This window comes from Ferrovibrio sp. (genome assembly GCF_964218355.1).
Lineage (GTDB): Bacteria > Pseudomonadota > Alphaproteobacteria > Ferrovibrionales > Ferrovibrionaceae > Ferrovibrio.
The window spans coordinates 177,879-194,590 of sequence record NZ_CAXPMC010000020.1 but is presented as its reverse complement, the minus strand read 5'-3'; the positions used below and the strand labels follow the sequence as shown (position 1 = coordinate 194,590).

At 61.4% G+C, this 16,712-nt stretch carries 17 protein-coding genes; 11 read left to right on the top strand and 6 right to left on the bottom strand.

The window, feature by feature from the left end; all coding sequences use genetic code 11:
- Nucleotides 1-3: 3 nt before the first annotated feature.
- Both ACEQZY_RS15075 and ACEQZY_RS15070 read right to left on the bottom strand, forming a co-directional pair.
- A complete protein-coding gene (locus ACEQZY_RS15075) occupies nucleotides 4-918 on the bottom strand; it encodes a branched-chain amino acid ABC transporter permease LivH (RefSeq protein ID WP_341701975.1) in 915 nt (304 codons plus the stop codon).
- An 18-nt stretch (nucleotides 919-936) separates the two neighbouring features.
- Nucleotides 937-1,143: a hypothetical protein gene (locus tag ACEQZY_RS15070; protein ID WP_341701976.1), complete on the bottom strand. Its 207-nt coding sequence runs from the start codon at nucleotides 1,141-1,143 to the stop codon at nucleotides 937-939.
- Between the two features lie 213 nt (nucleotides 1,144-1,356).
- On the opposite strand from ACEQZY_RS15070, the gene ACEQZY_RS15065 reads away from it, so the two are divergent.
- Nucleotides 1,357-1,749, top strand: coding sequence for a RidA family protein (locus tag ACEQZY_RS15065; protein ID WP_341701977.1), 393 nt, complete (start codon nucleotides 1,357-1,359; stop codon nucleotides 1,747-1,749).
- Between the two features lie 11 nt (nucleotides 1,750-1,760).
- Here the strand turns inward: ACEQZY_RS15065 and mmsB are convergent, their stop codons facing one another.
- The 3 genes from mmsB to ACEQZY_RS15050 are packed head-to-tail and all read right to left on the bottom strand — an operon-like array spanning nucleotide 1,761 to nucleotide 4,905.
- Nucleotides 1,761-2,654 carry a 3-hydroxyisobutyrate dehydrogenase gene (gene mmsB / locus ACEQZY_RS15060; protein ID WP_370155552.1) on the bottom strand — a complete coding sequence of 298 codons (894 nt, stop codon included), beginning with the start codon at nucleotides 2,652-2,654 and terminating at the stop codon, nucleotides 1,761-1,763.
- A 26-nt stretch (nucleotides 2,655-2,680) separates the two neighbouring features.
- Complete coding sequence (locus ACEQZY_RS15055; protein ID WP_370155549.1) at nucleotides 2,681-3,730, bottom strand: enoyl-CoA hydratase/isomerase family protein; 1,050 nt, start codon at nucleotides 3,728-3,730, stop codon at nucleotides 2,681-2,683.
- Nucleotides 3,731-3,753: 23 nt separating this feature from the next.
- Nucleotides 3,754-4,905 carry an acyl-CoA dehydrogenase family protein gene (locus tag ACEQZY_RS15050; RefSeq protein WP_370155547.1) on the bottom strand — a complete coding sequence of 384 codons (1,152 nt, stop codon included), beginning with the start codon at nucleotides 4,903-4,905 and terminating at the stop codon, nucleotides 3,754-3,756.
- A 159-nt stretch (nucleotides 4,906-5,064) separates the two neighbouring features.
- Here ACEQZY_RS15050 and ACEQZY_RS15045 point away from each other — a divergent pair, with 159 nt between their 5' ends.
- Nucleotides 5,065-5,292 (top strand): hypothetical protein, encoded by a 228-nt coding sequence (locus tag ACEQZY_RS15045; RefSeq protein WP_341701981.1) that lies wholly within the window; start codon nucleotides 5,065-5,067, stop codon nucleotides 5,290-5,292.
- 1 nt (nucleotide 5,293) lies between these two features.
- The gene (gene hemB, locus ACEQZY_RS15040) at nucleotides 5,294-6,316 is read left to right on the top strand and encodes a porphobilinogen synthase (RefSeq protein WP_370155615.1); all 1,023 of its coding nucleotides are present in this window, start codon (nucleotides 5,294-5,296) and stop codon (nucleotides 6,314-6,316) included.
- A 25-nt stretch (nucleotides 6,317-6,341) separates the two neighbouring features.
- Here the strand turns inward: hemB and ACEQZY_RS15035 are convergent, their stop codons facing one another.
- The gene (locus tag ACEQZY_RS15035; RefSeq protein ID WP_370155544.1) at nucleotides 6,342-7,223 is read right to left on the bottom strand and encodes an NAD(P)-dependent oxidoreductase; all 882 of its coding nucleotides are present in this window, start codon (nucleotides 7,221-7,223) and stop codon (nucleotides 6,342-6,344) included.
- A gap of 214 nt (nucleotides 7,224-7,437) precedes the next feature.
- On the opposite strand from ACEQZY_RS15035, the gene ACEQZY_RS15030 reads away from it, so the two are divergent.
- From ACEQZY_RS15030 to ACEQZY_RS14995, 8 genes are all read left to right on the top strand, one after another.
- A complete protein-coding gene (locus ACEQZY_RS15030; protein ID WP_370155542.1) occupies nucleotides 7,438-8,019 on the top strand; it encodes a hypothetical protein in 582 nt (193 codons plus the stop codon).
- A 101-nt stretch (nucleotides 8,020-8,120) separates the two neighbouring features.
- Nucleotides 8,121-10,541 carry a penicillin acylase family protein gene (locus tag ACEQZY_RS15025; protein ID WP_370155540.1) on the top strand — a complete coding sequence of 807 codons (2,421 nt, stop codon included), beginning with the start codon at nucleotides 8,121-8,123 and terminating at the stop codon, nucleotides 10,539-10,541.
- A gap of 111 nt (nucleotides 10,542-10,652) precedes the next feature.
- Nucleotides 10,653-11,513 carry a flagellar motor stator protein MotA gene (motA, locus tag ACEQZY_RS15020; protein WP_341701985.1) on the top strand — a complete coding sequence of 287 codons (861 nt, stop codon included), beginning with the start codon at nucleotides 10,653-10,655 and terminating at the stop codon, nucleotides 11,511-11,513.
- Between the two features lie 20 nt (nucleotides 11,514-11,533).
- A complete protein-coding gene (locus tag ACEQZY_RS15015; RefSeq protein ID WP_341701986.1) occupies nucleotides 11,534-12,703 on the top strand; it encodes a flagellar motor protein MotB in 1,170 nt (389 codons plus the stop codon).
- A gap of 8 nt (nucleotides 12,704-12,711) precedes the next feature.
- A complete protein-coding gene (locus tag ACEQZY_RS15010) occupies nucleotides 12,712-13,194 on the top strand; it encodes an RDD family protein (RefSeq protein ID WP_370155537.1) in 483 nt (160 codons plus the stop codon).
- Nucleotides 13,195-13,275: 81 nt separating this feature from the next.
- A complete protein-coding gene (locus ACEQZY_RS15005) occupies nucleotides 13,276-14,019 on the top strand; it encodes an arginyltransferase (protein WP_341701988.1) in 744 nt (247 codons plus the stop codon).
- Between the two features lie 150 nt (nucleotides 14,020-14,169).
- Nucleotides 14,170-15,288 (top strand): TRAP transporter substrate-binding protein DctP, encoded by a 1,119-nt coding sequence (locus ACEQZY_RS15000; RefSeq protein WP_341701989.1) that lies wholly within the window; start codon nucleotides 14,170-14,172, stop codon nucleotides 15,286-15,288.
- A gap of 202 nt (nucleotides 15,289-15,490) precedes the next feature.
- The gene (locus ACEQZY_RS14995; protein WP_341701990.1) at nucleotides 15,491-16,597 is read left to right on the top strand and encodes a TRAP transporter substrate-binding protein; all 1,107 of its coding nucleotides are present in this window, start codon (nucleotides 15,491-15,493) and stop codon (nucleotides 16,595-16,597) included.
- Nucleotides 16,598-16,712 lie beyond the last annotated feature (115 nt).

Genomic DNA, 16,712 nt, shown 5'->3' with positions numbered 1-16,712 from the left:
GTTCTATACCTTCTCGACTTCGGGCCGGCCAAGCAGGCCGGTGGGCCGGAAGATCAGGACGATGACGAGGATGGAGAAAGCCGCGACATCCTTGTACTCGATACTGAAATAGGCCGACCAGAAGGCCTCGATGAGGCCAATCAGCAAGCCGCCCAGCATGGCACCAGGCAGGCTGCCGATCCCGCCCAGAACCGCTGCGGTAAAGGCCTTCAGGCCAGCGAGGAACCCGATATAGAAGTCAATTACACCGTAATAGAGCGTGACCAGAACCCCGGCGACGGCTGCCAGGCCAGCACCGAGCACGAAGGTGAGCGAGATCGTGCGATCGGCATTCACTCCGAGCAATGATGCCATCAGGCGGTCCTGCTCGCAGGCGCGCTGGGCCCGGCCCAGCGGCGTGGCGGCAATCAGCCAGGAGAAACCGATCATCAGCAAGACAGTCAGAGAAATGATGATGATCTGCATGTAGGAAAGCGTGACGGAGAATACCTCGCCCGACATCAGCTCGAAGCCACCGCGAATGACTGGCTGCAGCGGTTTGATTTTCGCGCCCTGCGCGATCTGTACGTAATTCTGCAGGAAGATCGACATGCCGATCGCCGAGATCAGCGGCGCCAGACGGAAAGATCCTCGCAGCGGGCGATAGGCAATGCGCTCAACGGTCCAGCCATAAAGTCCGGTCAACACCACTGAAACGATCAGAACGATCAGCAGCGCCAGCGGCACCCAGGTCAGGCCGACGAGGCCAAGGATTGAAAAGCTGATGACCGCGATGAAGGCACCGATCATGTAGATTTCGCCATGGGCGAAATTGATCATGCCAATGATGCCGTAGACCATCGTGTAGCCGATGGCAATCAAGGCATAGACCGCCCCAAGGGTCACGCCGTTGACCAGCTGCTGAAGGAAATACTCCATTCGCCCCCGTTTTCCCAGTCACCGGCCCTGCTGCTGCTTCTTGAGTACGAACTGCAGCTTACGCACGGCCAGTCGCGCAAGTTCCTGTTGCGACAGGCGCGGATCCCCTACCATCGACACCTCTGTGCCGGTGGCTGGATCGACAGCGATCACTTTGAGTGCCGCCCCGATACGGCGGAATTCTATGATCGCGTCGCCGTCACCGCTCCCTGTCGCGTGTGACATGACTGGTCTGTTACCATCACTGTATCGGGCGGCTCAAGCCCAATGAACAAGCTATAGGGCGAGCCTGAACAAGTGGTCAGGTTTTGTCGACTCTTACTTCGTGTGACGACCGGATCGGGACATAAAATTTCATCGCAGGCGGCAATTCCCGCCCCTTGCGTTCGACGGCAATTATATTTTAAATATAAAATATAATCGAGAGGTGGAATGCCGATGGATATCCTGAATCCGGCAGAATGGGCCAAGCCCAGGGGTTATGCGAATGGAGTCGCGGCCCAGGGCAAGATGGTCTTCGTGGCCGGCCAGATTGGCTGGACTGCCGAGGCCCGCTTCGAGAGTGATGACCTCGTCGATCAGACGCGCCAGGCGCTGCGCAACATCGTGCGTGTCCTCGCCGAAGCTGGCGGCAGGCCCGAACATATCGTGCGCCTGACCTGGTATGTCACCGACAAACACGACTACATTGCCCGCAATGCCGACCTTGGCAAGGTTTATCGCGACATCCTCGGCCGGCATTACCCGGCAATGACCCTTGTACAGGTCGCAGCGCTGCTGGAGGACCGGGCCAAAGTCGAGATCGAGGCAACCGCCGTTATTCCAGCCTGAAACCGGCCGGCTCAGCCTGCCATGGCGCGAATCATTCGGATGATACCGGAATAATCCGATCCGCCCGTCCCTCCCTCGGCATACTCGGCAAACAATGCCGTTGCTTCGGCGCCCAGCGGCGTCTGCACACCGGCCGTCCGGGCGGCTTCCTGCGAAAGACGCAGATCTTTCAGCATCAGATCGGCAGCAAAGCCTGGCATGTAATCGCGATTGGCGGCCGAGGTCGGAACAGGTCCCGGTACCGGGCAATGATTGACAAGTGCCCAGCAGGACCCTGACGAACTCGATACGATATCAAACATCGCCTGTGCCGGCAGGCCAAGTTTTTCCGCCATCACAAAAGCTTCGGAGACGGCGATCATCGAGATGCCCAGCACCATGTTGTTGCAGATCTTGGCAACCTGCCCGTTGCCGGCACCGCCGGCATGCACGATCTTCTTGCCCATGGCCTCCAGCAGCAGCCTGGCTTTGCCAAAGGCGGTATCGCTGCCGCCAACCATGAAGGTCAGCCCGGCATTTTCTGCCCCGGCCACCCCGCCGGAAACCGGCGCATCCACCATAAGCATACCTTTTGCCTCGGCCGCCCCGATCACCTCGCGGGCAGTCTTGACGTCAATCGTGGAGCTGTCGATGAACAGTGTGCCCGGCCGTGCGGCAGCAAGAATTCCCTTCTCGCCGGTATAAACGGCCTTCACGTGCTTGCCGGCGGGCAGCATGGTCACAACCGCATCGACATCACTGGCGGCAGCGGTGGCACTGGCGGCAGCGGCACCACCGGCTGCCACCACTTGCCCCACAAGGTCAGCCGACAAGTCGAAAGCTTTGACCTCGTGACCAGCCTTCAGAAGGTTACGCGCCATCGGCCCGCCCATGTTGCCGACGCCGATAAAGCCGATCTTCGCCATAACGTATCCTCCCGGGGTTTTCTTATTTAGTCGAACTGCAGGTCGCCGCCTGCGACCGGTTCGAAATAACGTTCGATGTCAGCATCCGGCACGGCATCCAGCGTGGGCGGTTGCCAGTGCGGCTTGTGGTCCTTGTCGATGATCACGGCCCGCACGCCTTCATAGAAGTCATGGCCGACCGCCACGTGATTGCACATTCGCCATTCGAGCTTCATGCAGTCACGCAGCGACAGGCTGCGCCCGCGCCGCAGTTGGGCAAAGGTCAGCTTCATCGAGGTCGGCGACTTTCCGGACAGAAACTTCAGCTGTTCCTTCGCGAAATCACTGCCATCAGCCTCCAGCGCCCGGATGATGGCCGGCACACTGTCACGGCCGAACAGCGCATCGATCTTCGGCCGCAATTCTGCCAGCGGCGAGGGGCCGGGATCGGCGACGAGTTTCTCCAGTACGGCGTCGACCTCTGCCGTGTTTCCAGGTGCGGCGGCCACCAATGCTTCTTCCAGCGCAGCCATTCTCTCACGCCTCACGAAATGGGTGGCCGCACCGGCAGTCAAAATATCCGCGCCCCGCAGCCGGGCCCCCGTCAGGCCGAGATACATGCCAATTTCGCCCGGGCAGCGCGGTAAGAAGTAAGTGCCGCCAACATCGGGGAACAGACCGATACCCGTTTCGGGCATGGCGAACAGCGCATGCTCACTGACGATCCGATGACTGCCATGTACCGAAAGGCCGACGCCGCCACCCATGAAGATGCCGTCGATCAGTGCGATGAACGGTTTCGGATATTCACCGATCAAGGTGTTGCAACGGTATTCGTCGTGCCAGAATCTCTTCCGGTAATCCGCTCCTTCAGGGCCACGATCGGCCAACTTACGGATATCTCCGCCGGCACAGAAGGCTTTCTCGCCCGCGCCTTTGATAATGACAGTCTTCACGACCGGATCGGCGGCCCAGTCCCGCAGATGGCGCTCCAGCGGCACGCACATGGTATGCGTCAGGGCGTTCAGCGCCTGCGGACGATTCAGTAAAATGAGGGCAACGCCGTTGCGGACGCTGAACTGGATTTCATCGGTCATGGGAATCCTTCGGAACTTGCAACTCAGTCAAGGACGGCGCCGGCCAGAAGCCGGCGGGAAACGATCACGCGCATGATCTCGTTGGTGCCTTCCAGAATCTGGTGAACCCGGGCATCCCGCAGATAGCGCTCCAGTGGGTAGTCCTTCAGGTACCCATAACCGCCATGCAGTTGCAGGGCCTCGTTGCAGATGGCAAAGCCGGCATCGGTGGCAAACCGTTTGGCCATGGCGCAGGAGGCTGTCGCCTCCGGATGCCTTGCATCAAGGCGAGCGGCTGCCTGGCGAATCATCAGCCGTGCGGCCATCAGCTCGGTCGCCATGTCAGACAGTTTGAACTGTGTGGACTGGAATTCTGCCAGCGCCCGACCAAACTGCTTGCGGGTGGCGACATAGTCACGGCTGGCTTCCAGGCATGCCGTGGCGGCACCGATCGAGCAGGCGCCGATATTGATACGGCCACCATCGAGGCCGGCCATGGCAATGCTGAATCCCTCACCTTCGGTGCCGACGAGATTCGCCTTCGGCACCTTGCAATCCTCGAAAATCACCATGGCGGTCGGCTGGCTGTTCCAGCCAAGTTTGCGTTCCTGTGCGCCGAAAGAAAGGCCGGGTGTGCCGGCTTCAACCACAAGGCAGCTGATACCTTTCGGACCGGCAGCTCCCGTCCGTACCATGCAGACATAGATATCCGACCGGCCACCACCGGAGATGAAGGCCTTGCTGCCATTGAGGACATAGTGATCGCCCGCATCTACTGCCCGGGTCTGCAGTGCCGCGGCATCCGACCCGGCATTCGGCTCGGTCAGGCAATAGGAGGCAAACTGCTCCATACTGCATAGCAATGGCAGATATTTCTGCCGCAGGACATCACCACCGAAACGGTCGATCATCCAGGCCGCCATGTTGTGGATCGAGATATAGGCCGCCGTCGATGTGCAGCCGGCCGCCAGCTCCTCGAAAATGATCGCGGCATCGAGCCGGCTCAGCCCGGAGCCGCCAACATCATCGCGTACATAGATGCCGCCGAAACCAAGGGCCGCGGCATCGCGCAGTTCCTTGACCGGAAAATGCTTCTGTTCGTCCCAGGCTGCCGCATTCGGCTTCATGCGCTCGGCCGCAAACCGCCGCGCCATGGCCTGGACTGCCCGCTGGTCTTCGCTAAGCTCGAAATCCATGGCGTTGCCTCCCTGTCCGCGGTCTTAATCGGCTGTCTCCCGGCCGTCAATGTCCCACCGGGCAGCCAGCCCAAAGCCGCACTTACCGGACATTAACCGGTTCCGCGCATTCTTGACGATTATGCGTTGCGTCTCTTCAGCCATCGGAGGCGGACTGTCATGTTGCCCATCCACCCCGGGATTCTGCTGCAGCGCGCCATAGCGGCACGCGGTTCCGACCCCGAGCGCTTTCATGTCGAGGCGCGCATGCCGCTGCGCCTGCTGCAGCTGGTCCTGACTGGCCAGCGGCCGATCTCTCCGGGTCTGGCGCAGCGGCTGGGGAGGCTTCTCGGAACGTCCCCCTGGGTCTGGATTGCGTTCCAGGAGAGGTTTAATAAAGCTCTCTGACATGACAGAGAGCCACTTGCCCCCACTTCCTGCCGTTCCCGCCCTCCGTCCCCGACGCCTGCGGGACCGGGACTGGACCCGCCGCCTGGTCGCCGAGAACCGCCTTGGTATCGATGACCTGATCTGGCCGATTTTCGTCCACGATAGGGCGACCAATGCCGCCATCCCGTCGATGCCTGGCGTCGAACGCCTCTCGGTCAAGGCGGCTGTCGCCGCGGCTCAGGCCGCCGAGCAGGCCGGCATTCCTGCCATCGCCCTGTTCCCGGCCACCGATCCGGCCAGAAAGACCGATGACGGCCGCGAGGCCACCAATCCCGACAATCTGGTCTGCCAGACGGTTCGCGCCATCAAGGCCGCGACAACCAATATCGGTATTCTTTGCGACGTTGCGCTTGATCCCTATACCAGCCATGGCCATGACGGCCTGCTGCACAATGGCGAAATACTGAATGACGAAAGCGTGGCTGTGCTTGTGCAGCAGGCGCTCGTCCAGGCCCGGGCCGGCTGCGATATTATTGCGCCATCCGATATGATGGATGGCCGCGTCGGAGCCATCAGAACGGCACTGGAAGCCGAGGGTTTCCAGCATGTGAAGATCATGGCCTACGCAGCCAAATACGCCTCGGCCTTCTATGGTCCGTTTCGCGATGCGGTCGGCTCGGCGGCAAACCTGGCCGGAGGCGACAAACGCACTTACCAGATGAACCCGGCCAATGGCGATGAAGCCCTGCGCGAAGTGGCGCTCGATATCGCCGAAGGCGCTGACATGGTGATGGTCAAGCCCGGCATGCCCTATCTTGATATCTGCTGGCGCGTGAAACAGGCTTTCGGGCTTCCGACTTTCGCCTATCAGGTTTCTGGCGAGTACGCGATGCTGGCAGGAGCCGCCGAGCGCGGCTGGCTCGATCGTAGCCGGGTCGCCTGGGAAAGTCTGCTGGCCTTCAAGCGGGCTGGCTGCGATGGCGTGCTGACCTATTTCGCGATGGACATCGCCCGCATGATCGCCGAGGGCCGGCAGCCCTGACGGGCCGCCGGCATCACGTCAGCCGCTACTTCTTCGTCTTGGTCGCCTCCAGGCGCGCGATCAGGCTGGATGTATCCCAGCGGTTTCCGCCCATCTGCTGGACCTCGGCATAAAACTGGTCGACCAGCGCCGCCACCGGCAGGCTCGTGCCGTTGCGACGTGCCTCGGCCAGACAGATTCCGAGATCCTTGCGCATCCAGTCGACGGCAAAACCGTAGTCGAACTTGCCCTCGATCATGGTCTTGTGGCGATTGTCCATCTGCCAGGAACCCGCAGCCCCCTTGGAGATCACCTCCACCGCCTTCATCAGGTCGAGGCCCGAGGCACGTCCGAAAGCCAGCGCCTCGGACAGCCCCTGGACCAGGCCGGCAATGCAGATCTGATTCATCATCTTGGTCAACTGTCCGCTGCCGGTCGGCCCCATCAGGTTCTGCATCTTGGCGTAGGCCTGGATGACCGGCTTGACCCTTTCATAGATAGCTGCATCACCGCCGCACATGATGGTCAACTGACCGTTCTCGGCGCCGGCCTGTCCGCCGGAGACCGGTGCGTCGATAAAGCCCTGCCCTGCCGCCTTTGCCTTCTCGCCGATTTCGCGGGCGACATCGGCCGAAGCCGTCGTGTGGTCGACAAACACAGCGCCTTTTGCGAGGCCTGCCAGGATGCCGCTCTCGCCATAGGTGACGGACCGCAGGTCGTCATCATTCCCGACGCAGGCCATCACGAACTCGGCTCCGGCAGCCGCCTCTTTCGGTGTGGCCGCAGCCCGCCCCTTGTGCTGCCCGGTCCATCGTGTCGCCTTGTCCGAGGACCGGTTCCACACCGTCACGTCATGGCCGGCCTTGGCGAGATGCCCCGCCATCGGATATCCCATGACCCCAAGCCCGATGAAAGCAACCTTGACCATAAACCCCTCCCGGGTATTCTTGTTAAATCATATACTTAGGATGAATCTATATCTGCCGGGCCAGTTTGCACCAAGCCCCGGGGGCGGGCAATCGCCTGGATCGGCTTACCCGTGCGATTGTTCCAGGCCCCGAAACAATTAGGGCTTGCATAAAGGCTTTTGTTAAGGTAAACAAGATACTGAGTTACTGCATCTGGCGTGGGAGAAGCCCATTATGCCGCTCGAAACCATCGGCATTTATGCCGGGGCGGGCAGCACCGGTGCGATTGCCCGCGGTGCCCGCCAGTCCGATAGCGCTTCCAGCAGCGCTGCAAACCTTGAGGGTTTTGCGGCCTCTTCGGCGCGTGTCGGAAACAGCGGCGGCGAAGAAGTCCTGATCGCCACGGCTTCGCCGAATGTTGCGGTCTATCTCAGCCCCTTCATTCGCCTCGACCTGCAGACCCGCCTGGCGATCGTACAGTTCCGCGACAGTCAGACCGGCGAAGTCCAGCAGCAGTACCCCAGCCCCCGCGTGGTCCGCGAGTACCAGCAGAACCTGCCTGAATCCTCGGATCTGTTGCCGGCCCAGCCGATCAATGATGGCGGCGGCGGGCCGAAACCCGAAGTCCGCATCATTGGCAGTGCCGAAGACAAGGCGGCTGCCATTGGCGGCGCCAGCTCTGCAGCCTCGGGCACGGGCGGTTCGGGCACGGAGCAGCCGCAGACCGCCCCGGCCCCTCTGGCGCAGGCGGCTTCCGCGGCGCTCACTGCGCTGTCGAATGCGCTGACCGGCGGCCGGCAGCTGGCCGTCGCCTGACCACCGCCGCCTCGCACGGCGATTCAAGACTGCGAATCACCTCGAAAATCTGTTAAGCCATCACGGTCAGGCAGAACTGCCGCTGTATCGGCCGAGGTTTAATGCGCTGGGTTTTTCGACTGTTCACGCTGCTCCTGTTCATGTTGGCCGCAGCTGCTGGAGCGGTTTACTTTGTTGCCCGCTCATCATTGCCCGATACTGACAGCCTGGATGTCCGGGTTGGGCGTCCGCTCGTCGCCCCTGTCGAGATCATCCGCGATCGTCATGCCGTGCCGCATATTCGTGCGGCCAGCCGGGATGACACGGCCTTCGGCCTCGGCTACGTCCATGCGCAGGATCGCCTGTGGCAGATGGAGATCAACCGACGCATCGCCGCCGGCCGCCTGGCCGAAGCGTTCGGTCCGGACGTACTGGAAACCGACAAATTCCTGCGCACCCTGGGAATCCGACGCCAGGCCGCCGCCTCTTTCGCAGCTCTCAAGCCGGAAACGCAGACCTACCTGCAAGCCTATGCTGATGGCGTGAACGCGTTTCTCTCTGCCCGTCGTGGCTTGCTGCCGCCGGAATTCCTAGCCTTCGATATTACGCCGGAGCCTTGGGTCCCGGCCGACTCCCTCGGCTGGCTGAAAATGATGGCTTGGGATCTCAGCGGCAACTGGGGCAGCGAATTCGCCCGCCTCGGCCTCGCACGCCGGCTCACGCGCCCGCAGATCGAAGAGTTTTTTCCACCCTATCCGGGAGATGCGCCGATCTCGCTGGCCGACTTGAGCGGGCTGTATCGCCAGGTTGCCGCAGCGATCAACATCGATCGCCTTGCCGCAAGCCTGCCGCCGCAGCCTCCAGAAGGGATCGGGTCGAACAACTGGGTTATTGGCGGAAGGCACACGGTAACAGGCGCCCCCCTTCTGGCCAATGATCCGCATCTCGGCCTGTCTTCCCCCTCTCTCTGGTACTTTGCGCATATGGCCTCGCCACATGGGGATGTCGTCGGCGCCACCCTGCCCGGTATCCCCGGCGTCATCCTGGGGCGCAACAACTTCATCGCCTGGGGTTTCACCAATACCGGACCGGATACTCAGGACATCTATATCGAACGGATCGCGCCGGACAATCCGGCGCATTACATCACCCCGACGGGCAGCGCAGCTTTTACTGAACGGGTAGAAACCATAAAGGTGCGCGGCCGAGGGAATGTTGACATCACTGTCCGGGAAACCCGTCATGGGCCGGTCATTTCCGATGTCTATGACCGCGCTGGCAAACTTCTCGACAGCGGCTATGTGCTGTCTTTCGCATGGACCGCACTGCGCGATGACGACACTACGGCCGATGCCATCGTCGGGATGGATACCGTCGGAAACTGGCCTGCCTTTGTGGACAATTTCCGGCGCTACGTCACACCACAGCAGAACATCGTCTATGCCGATCGCAACGGCAATATAGGCTTTCTGGCGCCCGGGCTTATCCCCGTCCGCAAGCCTGACAATGACCTGAAAGGCCTGGCGCCGGCGCCGGGATGGGACGACCGCTATGACTGGGCGGGCTTTATCCCCTACGAAGATCTGCCCCGCAGCTACAATCCATCTTCCGGCATGGTTGTGACCGCCAACAACAAGATCGTCCCCGACAGCTATCCGTTTTTTCTCACCAGCGAATGGGCTGAGCCCTATCGTGCCCGCCGGATCGAGCACCTGCTGAAGGAACGGTCTGTGCATTCTGTGGAGAGCTTCAAGCAGATCCAGGGAGATGTGGTCTCGCTGATGGCGGCGGATCTGCTGCCGTTAATGCTGGCCGCCCCGCTCAAGACGGCGCCGCAGAATCCCGAGATCACCAATGGCCGCGACCTCCTGACCGGCTGGGATGGCACCATGGCGGCCGGCAGGCCGGAACCCCTGATTTTTGCCGCCTGGTACCGCGAACTGACCCGACTCGTTCTGGCGGATGAACTGGGCGATGCCTTTACGTCGCTCTGGCGGTTCCGCCCGCTGCTGATGAAGAACATCCTGAGTGATACCGGCGGTCAGGCCCGATGGTGCCACAATGTCGCCACCGGCCGCCAGACAACCTGCGCCGACCTGATCAGCGAGGCACTCGACCTTGCCCTCAGCGACCTCAAGGCCCGCTATGGCTCTGATCTTGGCCGCTGGCGCTGGGGGGATGCGCATTATGCCGATGCCCAGCATCGCCCTTTCAGCAGGGTGCCCGTCCTGAAATCCCTCTTTGAGGTTTCGATTCCGACCCCAGGTGACGCCTATACGGTCGATGTCGGCCGCAGCGATCCGGCCGACGAGACCGCACCTTATGCCAACCGGCACGCCCCCTCCCTGCGGGCGATTTACGACCTGGCCGATCTCAACCGCTCCCAGTTCATCCTGTCGACCGGCCAGTCCGGGCACCCATTATCGCCCTATTACCGGGATCAGGCCGCGGCCTGGGCCGATGTCCAGTACATCCCGATCTCGGCCAATCCCGCGGAATACGAAGCCGGCGCCTCCGGGCGGCTGATTCTGAGCCGGCGCTGAACACCCTTGGCAGGTGTTTTCAATGTTCTATTTACCATATCCATACGATAAAAGAGGCTGGGTTGGCGTGCCATGGGGGTCTCTCCCCGGCACGGGCGTGGAGAGACAGAAATGCTGACCATTATCGGCTCCATTGTTGTGATCGGCTCGGTCATTGGCGGCTATGTGGCTGGTGGCGGCCATCTGAGCGTCCTGTGGATGCCCTTCGAGTTTGTGATCATCTTCGGCGCCGGCATCGGCGCCTTTGTGATCAGCAGCCCGAAACCCGTCCTCAAGCAGGCCATGGGTGGCTTCAAAGCCGCCATCAAGGGGCCCCAGTTCACCAAGGACGACTATCTTGAACTGCTGTCGATGATGTACAGCGTGTTCAAGCTGGCCAAGAGCAAGGGCATGCTGGCCCTGGAGCAGCACATCGAAAAACCGGAAGAGAGCAAGCTCTTTACCCAGTTTCCGAAATTCATGGCTGATCACCATGCGATGGATTTTCTCTGCGACTATCTGCGCCTGATGACCCTCGGCAGCGAGAATCCGCATGAGATGGAATCGCTGATGGACATGGAACTCGAGGTCCACCACCAGGAAACACATCTTGCGGGACATTCTCTTGCCGCCTTCGGCGAAAGCTTTCCCGCCCTCGGCATTGTCGCGGCGGTGCTGGGCGTCATTCACACCATGGGGTCGATCAGCGAACCCCCGGAGGTGCTGGGTCACCTCATCGGCGGCGCGCTGGTCGGTACATTCAGTGGCATTCTTGTCTCTTACGGTTTCGTGTCGCCTATGGCCGCCGCCGCCAAGGCAACCTGGGAGCACGAAAGCAAATACCTGCTCTGCATGAAAGCCGGTATGCTGGCCCATCTGCAGGGATATGCACCGGCGGTGTCTGTCGAATTTGCCCGCAAATCCCTGATGTCCAACGTACGCCCCAGCTTCTATGAGGTCGAAGAGGCCACCAGCAAGGTGCAGTCCGTTTGATCTGCGGGGAGAACTGAGCTATGGCTGCCGCCGAGGGCGAACGCCCGATCATCGTCAAGAAGATCAAGAAGGCCGAAGCCGGCGCCCATGGCGGCGCCTGGAAGGTTGCCTATGCCGACTTCGTGACTGCGATGATGGCATTCTTCCTGTTGCTGTGGCTACTCAATGTCACCACCGATGAGCAGAAGAAAGGCATTGCCGACTACTTCTCGCCAGCTTCCGTCAGCCGCAGCCTGTCCGGCGCCGGTGGCGTGCTGGGTGGGCGTACCATCATCGAAGATGGCGGCAAGATATCCAGCTTCGGCCTGCCGACAATGATCACTGGTCCCGCTTCCGAGAAATCGGATCAGCCAGACCAGCCGCAATACGACCAGAAATATGAGGACAGCCGTCGCCCGCCGCCGGCACCGGGCGACCAGGGGCGCGATTTCCCTGATCCTGCCGAGGCCAACCGCGGCAGCGGTCAGACCGACCAGCAGGGTTCGCCTCAGCAGATCACCGATCTGCAGCAGATCGATGCGCAGGCGGCGCGCGACCGCGTGGCCCAGATGGAAGCGGAAAATTTCCGCGAGGCGGAAATGCAGATCCGTCAGGCGATCCAGGAAAACCCCCAGCTGGCCGAACTCTCAAAGCAGATCGTGTTCGACAAGACGCCGGAAGGATTGCGCATTCAGCTGGTCGATCAGGAGCAGTCTTCCATGTTCCCATCAGGCAGCGCCCAGATGAACGAAACCACCCGCCGCCTGATGCAGAAGGTTGCGCAGGCGGTCTCCAAGCTGCCCAACAAGCTGGCGATCAGCGGCAATACCGACGCCCAGCCCTTCCGCGGCGGCCAGAGTGGCTATTCCAACTGGGAATTGTCGACTGATCGCGCAAACGCAGCCCGCCGTGCCCTTGTCGAGGCCGGTGTTGCGACCGAGCGGATACGGCAGGTCACCGGCAATGCCGATCAGGACCCGATGATCAAGGACAACCCCCTTGACCCGCGCAACCGGCGAATCGCTATTCTGCTGCTGAGCGATGTTCCCAAGGCCGGCTCCGGCAGCGATGCGGCACGGACTGCCGGGCGCGGTGATCAGCCTCTGCGCCCAGGCCCTCTGCGCGTGCCGCCGCCGCCGCCGCCGCCGCCACCGGGCCTCGATGGCCCGGGGCCAAGCAACGGTGTGATTCGCGTCCTGCCGGCACGCTGACCAGCGCCATGTCTGCCCGCACGCTTCCGGTCACGCCGCCCGAGCACGTTCCAGCACCAGATCCATTTAGCGATCTGCGGTTTTTCGACGGCCTTTTGCTGCGGCGCATGCTGGCCTATCTGGTCGATATCATGGTGCTGGCGGGACTCCTGGTCCTGTTCTGGGTTGCCGGCGGAATTCTCTTCGTGCTGTCTTTCGGGCTTCTGCTGCCGGTGATCCTGCTTCTGGCCGGCTTGCTGCAGACGCTCTACCACACGCTGACCATTGGCGGCCCGGCTTCCGCCACGCTTGGCATGCGGCTCTTCGGTGTCGAGGTTCGCGTCTGGAATGGCGGGAAACCGGGGTATCTGCAGGCGCTGCTGCACACCGTGGTTTTCTACATCTCGGTCAGCTTCACATGGGGGCTGGTTCTGCTCTGGCCCCTGTTCAACAATCGGCGCCGCTGTCTGCATGACATGCTCTGCGGTACCGTCGTGATCCGGCGTCTGTGATATTGCCGTCTGCAGAATCCCCCTCGCCAACGGCCTCATTTACGCTAATCTCGAAGCTGGAATATTGCTGACGGACTGCACGTGAAACACCGCCTGCAGATACCCTTGCGGCACTTCTTTGCCACGCCGCCGACACCCTGCCCCTATCTTCCGGGACGGCTGGAACGGAAGGTTGTGACTCTGCTGGCCGGTGACGATCCTGACGGGCTGCACAATGCACTCAGCCAGGCCGGCTTCCGGCGCAGCCAGGATCTGGCCTACCGGCCGGCCTGCGAGCAGTGCAACGCCTGCGTTCCGGTGCGGGTCCCGGCCCGTGATTTTCTCCCAGACAAGGCCCAGCGGCGCAATTGGCGGCGGAATGAAGGTATTCTCAGCCGCCGACTGCCCGCCTATGCCACGCGTGAGCATTTCCAGGTCTTTCGCCGCTATGTCACGGCCCGCCATGAGGGTGGCGGCATGGCTGACATGGAGTTCGCGGATTACCGGGCCATGGTCGAAGACAGCCCGGTGCGCAGCGGCCTGACCGAATTCCGCTGCCCGGATGGTCGCCTGTTTGGGGTCTGCCTGACCGACGAGATGAGCGACGGCATTTCCCTCGTCTACAGTTTTTTCGATCCGGACTTTGAAGCCCATAGCCCGGGCAGCTTCATCATCCTCTGGCACATCCGGAATGCCATGGAAACCGGCCTGCCATATGTCTATCTGGGCTACTGGATCGCAGAAAGCCGGAAAATGGCCTACAAGAGCCGTTTCCGGCCCCTGGAGGCCCTCGCCCCTGAAGGCTGGCGCCTGCTTCCCCCCGTGGCGGATGCCGGCAATCCCTGATTGCCGGGGCCAAGGCTGATTCTTGCGGAAAATCCGGACTGGGACTAACCTCCCCGGCCGTACACGGATTCTCCGTGTGCATATCGCTGTACAACCGGCCCGGACAAGGACCGAAAAACAGCTATAGCTTCGCCTAGGGAGATACCCAGAATGCTTCGTCGCAAATTCCTGAAAGGCGCCGCCCTCGCCGGCGCCGGCAGCGTTGGTGTTGCTGCCAGCTTTCCTGCACCCGCTCTGGCCCAGAGCCTGCCGGAAGTGAAATGGCGGATCGCCTCCAGCTTCCCGAAGAGCCTCGACACCATCTACGGCGGTGCCGAAGTGGTGGCCAAGAAAGTTGCGGAACTTACGGACAACAAGTTCCAGATTCGTGTGTTCGCTGCCGGCGAGATCGTCCCGGGCCTGCAGGTCCTCGATGCCGTGCAGAACGGTACCGTCGAAGCCGGCCACACGGTCAGCTACTACTATGTCGGCAAGGATCCGACCTTTGCCTTTGATGCGGCCATTCCGTTCGGCCTCAATGCGCGCCAGCAGAATTCCTGGATGGAGTTCGGTGGCGGCCGCGAGCTCATGCGCGAATTCTTCAATGAATACAATATTATCCAGTTCCCGGCTGGTAACACCGGCACCCAGATGGGTGGCTGGTTCCGCAAGGAGATCAAGACTCTTGAAGACCTCAAGGGCCTGAAGTTCCGGATCGGCGGCTTTGCCGGCCAGGTTCTGAGCAAGCTTGGTGTGGTTCCGCAGCAGATTGCCGGTGGTGACATTTACCCGTCGCTGGAGAAGGGCACCATCGATGCGGCTGAGTGGGTCGGCCCCTATGACGACGAAAAGCTCGGCTTCAACAAGGTCGCCAAGTACTACTACTATCCCGGCTGGTGGGAAGGCGGCCCGCAGGTTTCCATGATGGTCAATCAGGACCAGTGGAAGGCCCTGCCGAAACCCTATCAGGCCGCAATCGAAGCGGCCTGCGCCCACGCCAATACCTGGATGCTGGCGAAGTATGATGCGCAGAACCCGGTTGCCCTGCGTAAGCTGGTCGCTGGCGGCACCCAGCTGCGGCCTTTCCCGAAGGCCGTGATGGACGCCTGCTACGACGCGGCCAGCGAGCTTTACGACGAGACCTCGGCCAAGAATCCGAAGTTCAAGAAGATTTACGACAGCTGGGTCAAATATCGCGACGAGCAGCTGCTCTGGTTCCGGGTCGCCGAAGGCACCTACGACAGCTTCATGCTGTCGACCACCGGCCGCAAAGCCCGGAAAAAAGGCTGACCGGCGTTAAACCACGACAGCCTGAATTTAAGGCAGGGCCCCGCTTCGGCGGGGCCCTTTTTTTTGTCCCAGTTGCCCTTGTGAAATCAATCCCCTAATCTCCCGCCATCGTTCACGCGGTTCGCCGGGGGAACGGTCGGCAATCGGGTCGCAAGAACCCGGCCCGTGAACCGACAAAGTCTTAACTAGGGAGATAAAATCAATGCAACGTCGTAAGTTCCTCACTGGGGCTGCCCTTGCTGGTGCCGGCGGCATCACGGCCGCGGCCAGCTTCCCTGCACCGGCGATCGCCCAGAGCATGCCGGAAGTCAACTGGCGCATGGCTTCCAGCTTCCCCAAGAGCCTGGACACCATCTACGGCGCTGGCGAAGTGATCGCCAAGCGCGTCGAGTCCGCCACGGATGGCAAATTCAAGATCCGCGTTTTTGCCGGCGGCGAGATCGTCCCGGGCCTGCAGGTGCTGGATGCCGTGCAGGCCGGAACGGTCGAATGCGGCCATACAGCGGCATATTACTACATTGGCAAAGATCCCACCTTTGCCTTCGATACGGCCGTTCCGTTCGGTCTCAACGCCCGCCAGCAGAATGCGTGGATGATGCACGGCGGTGGCATGGAGCTGATGCGCGAGTTCTTCAAGGACTATAACTGCATCAACTTCATGGCCGGCAACACCGGCGCCCAGATGGGCGGCTGGTTCCGCAAGGAAATGAAGACCGTCGAGGATCTCAACGGTCTAAAAATGCGTATCGGCGGTTTCGCCGGCCAGGTTCTGACCAAGCTCGGCCTGGTGCCGCAGCAGATCGCCGGCGGCGACATCTATCCGGCGCTGGAAAAGGGCACCATCGACGCCACCGAGTGGGTCGGCCCGTATGACGACGAAAAGCTCGGCTTCAACAAGGTCGCCAAGTACTACTACTACCCCGGCTGGTGGGAAGGCGGGCCGCAGCTTTCGGCTCTCTGCAACATCGATGCCTTCAACAAGCTGCCGAAGGCCTATCAGAGCGTCTTCGAGGCCGCGGCTCACGAAGCAAATACCTGGATGGTTGCCAAGTATGACGCCCTCAATCCCGGAGCGCTGCGCAAGCTGCTGGCCGGTGGCACACAGCTGCGGGCCTTCCCGAAGTCGATCATGGAGGCGTCGCTGAAGGCGGCCAACCAGCTCTATGCCGAGACTTCGGCCAAGAATCCGAAGTTCAAGAAGGTCTACGACAACTGGGTGAAGTTCCGCGACGAGGAAGTGCTCTGGTGGCGTATCGCCGAAGGCACTTTCGACAACTTCATGGCGGCTGCTTCGCAGATGAAGCGGTAAGCTTCGCCCCCTGTCCTGCCGGGAAGAGGCCTCGCTTTGCGAGGCCTCTTTCTTTTTTTGCCCGGAGCCAAAAGCATCCGCCAGAAACGAAAAGGCCGGCCAATACTGGCCGGCC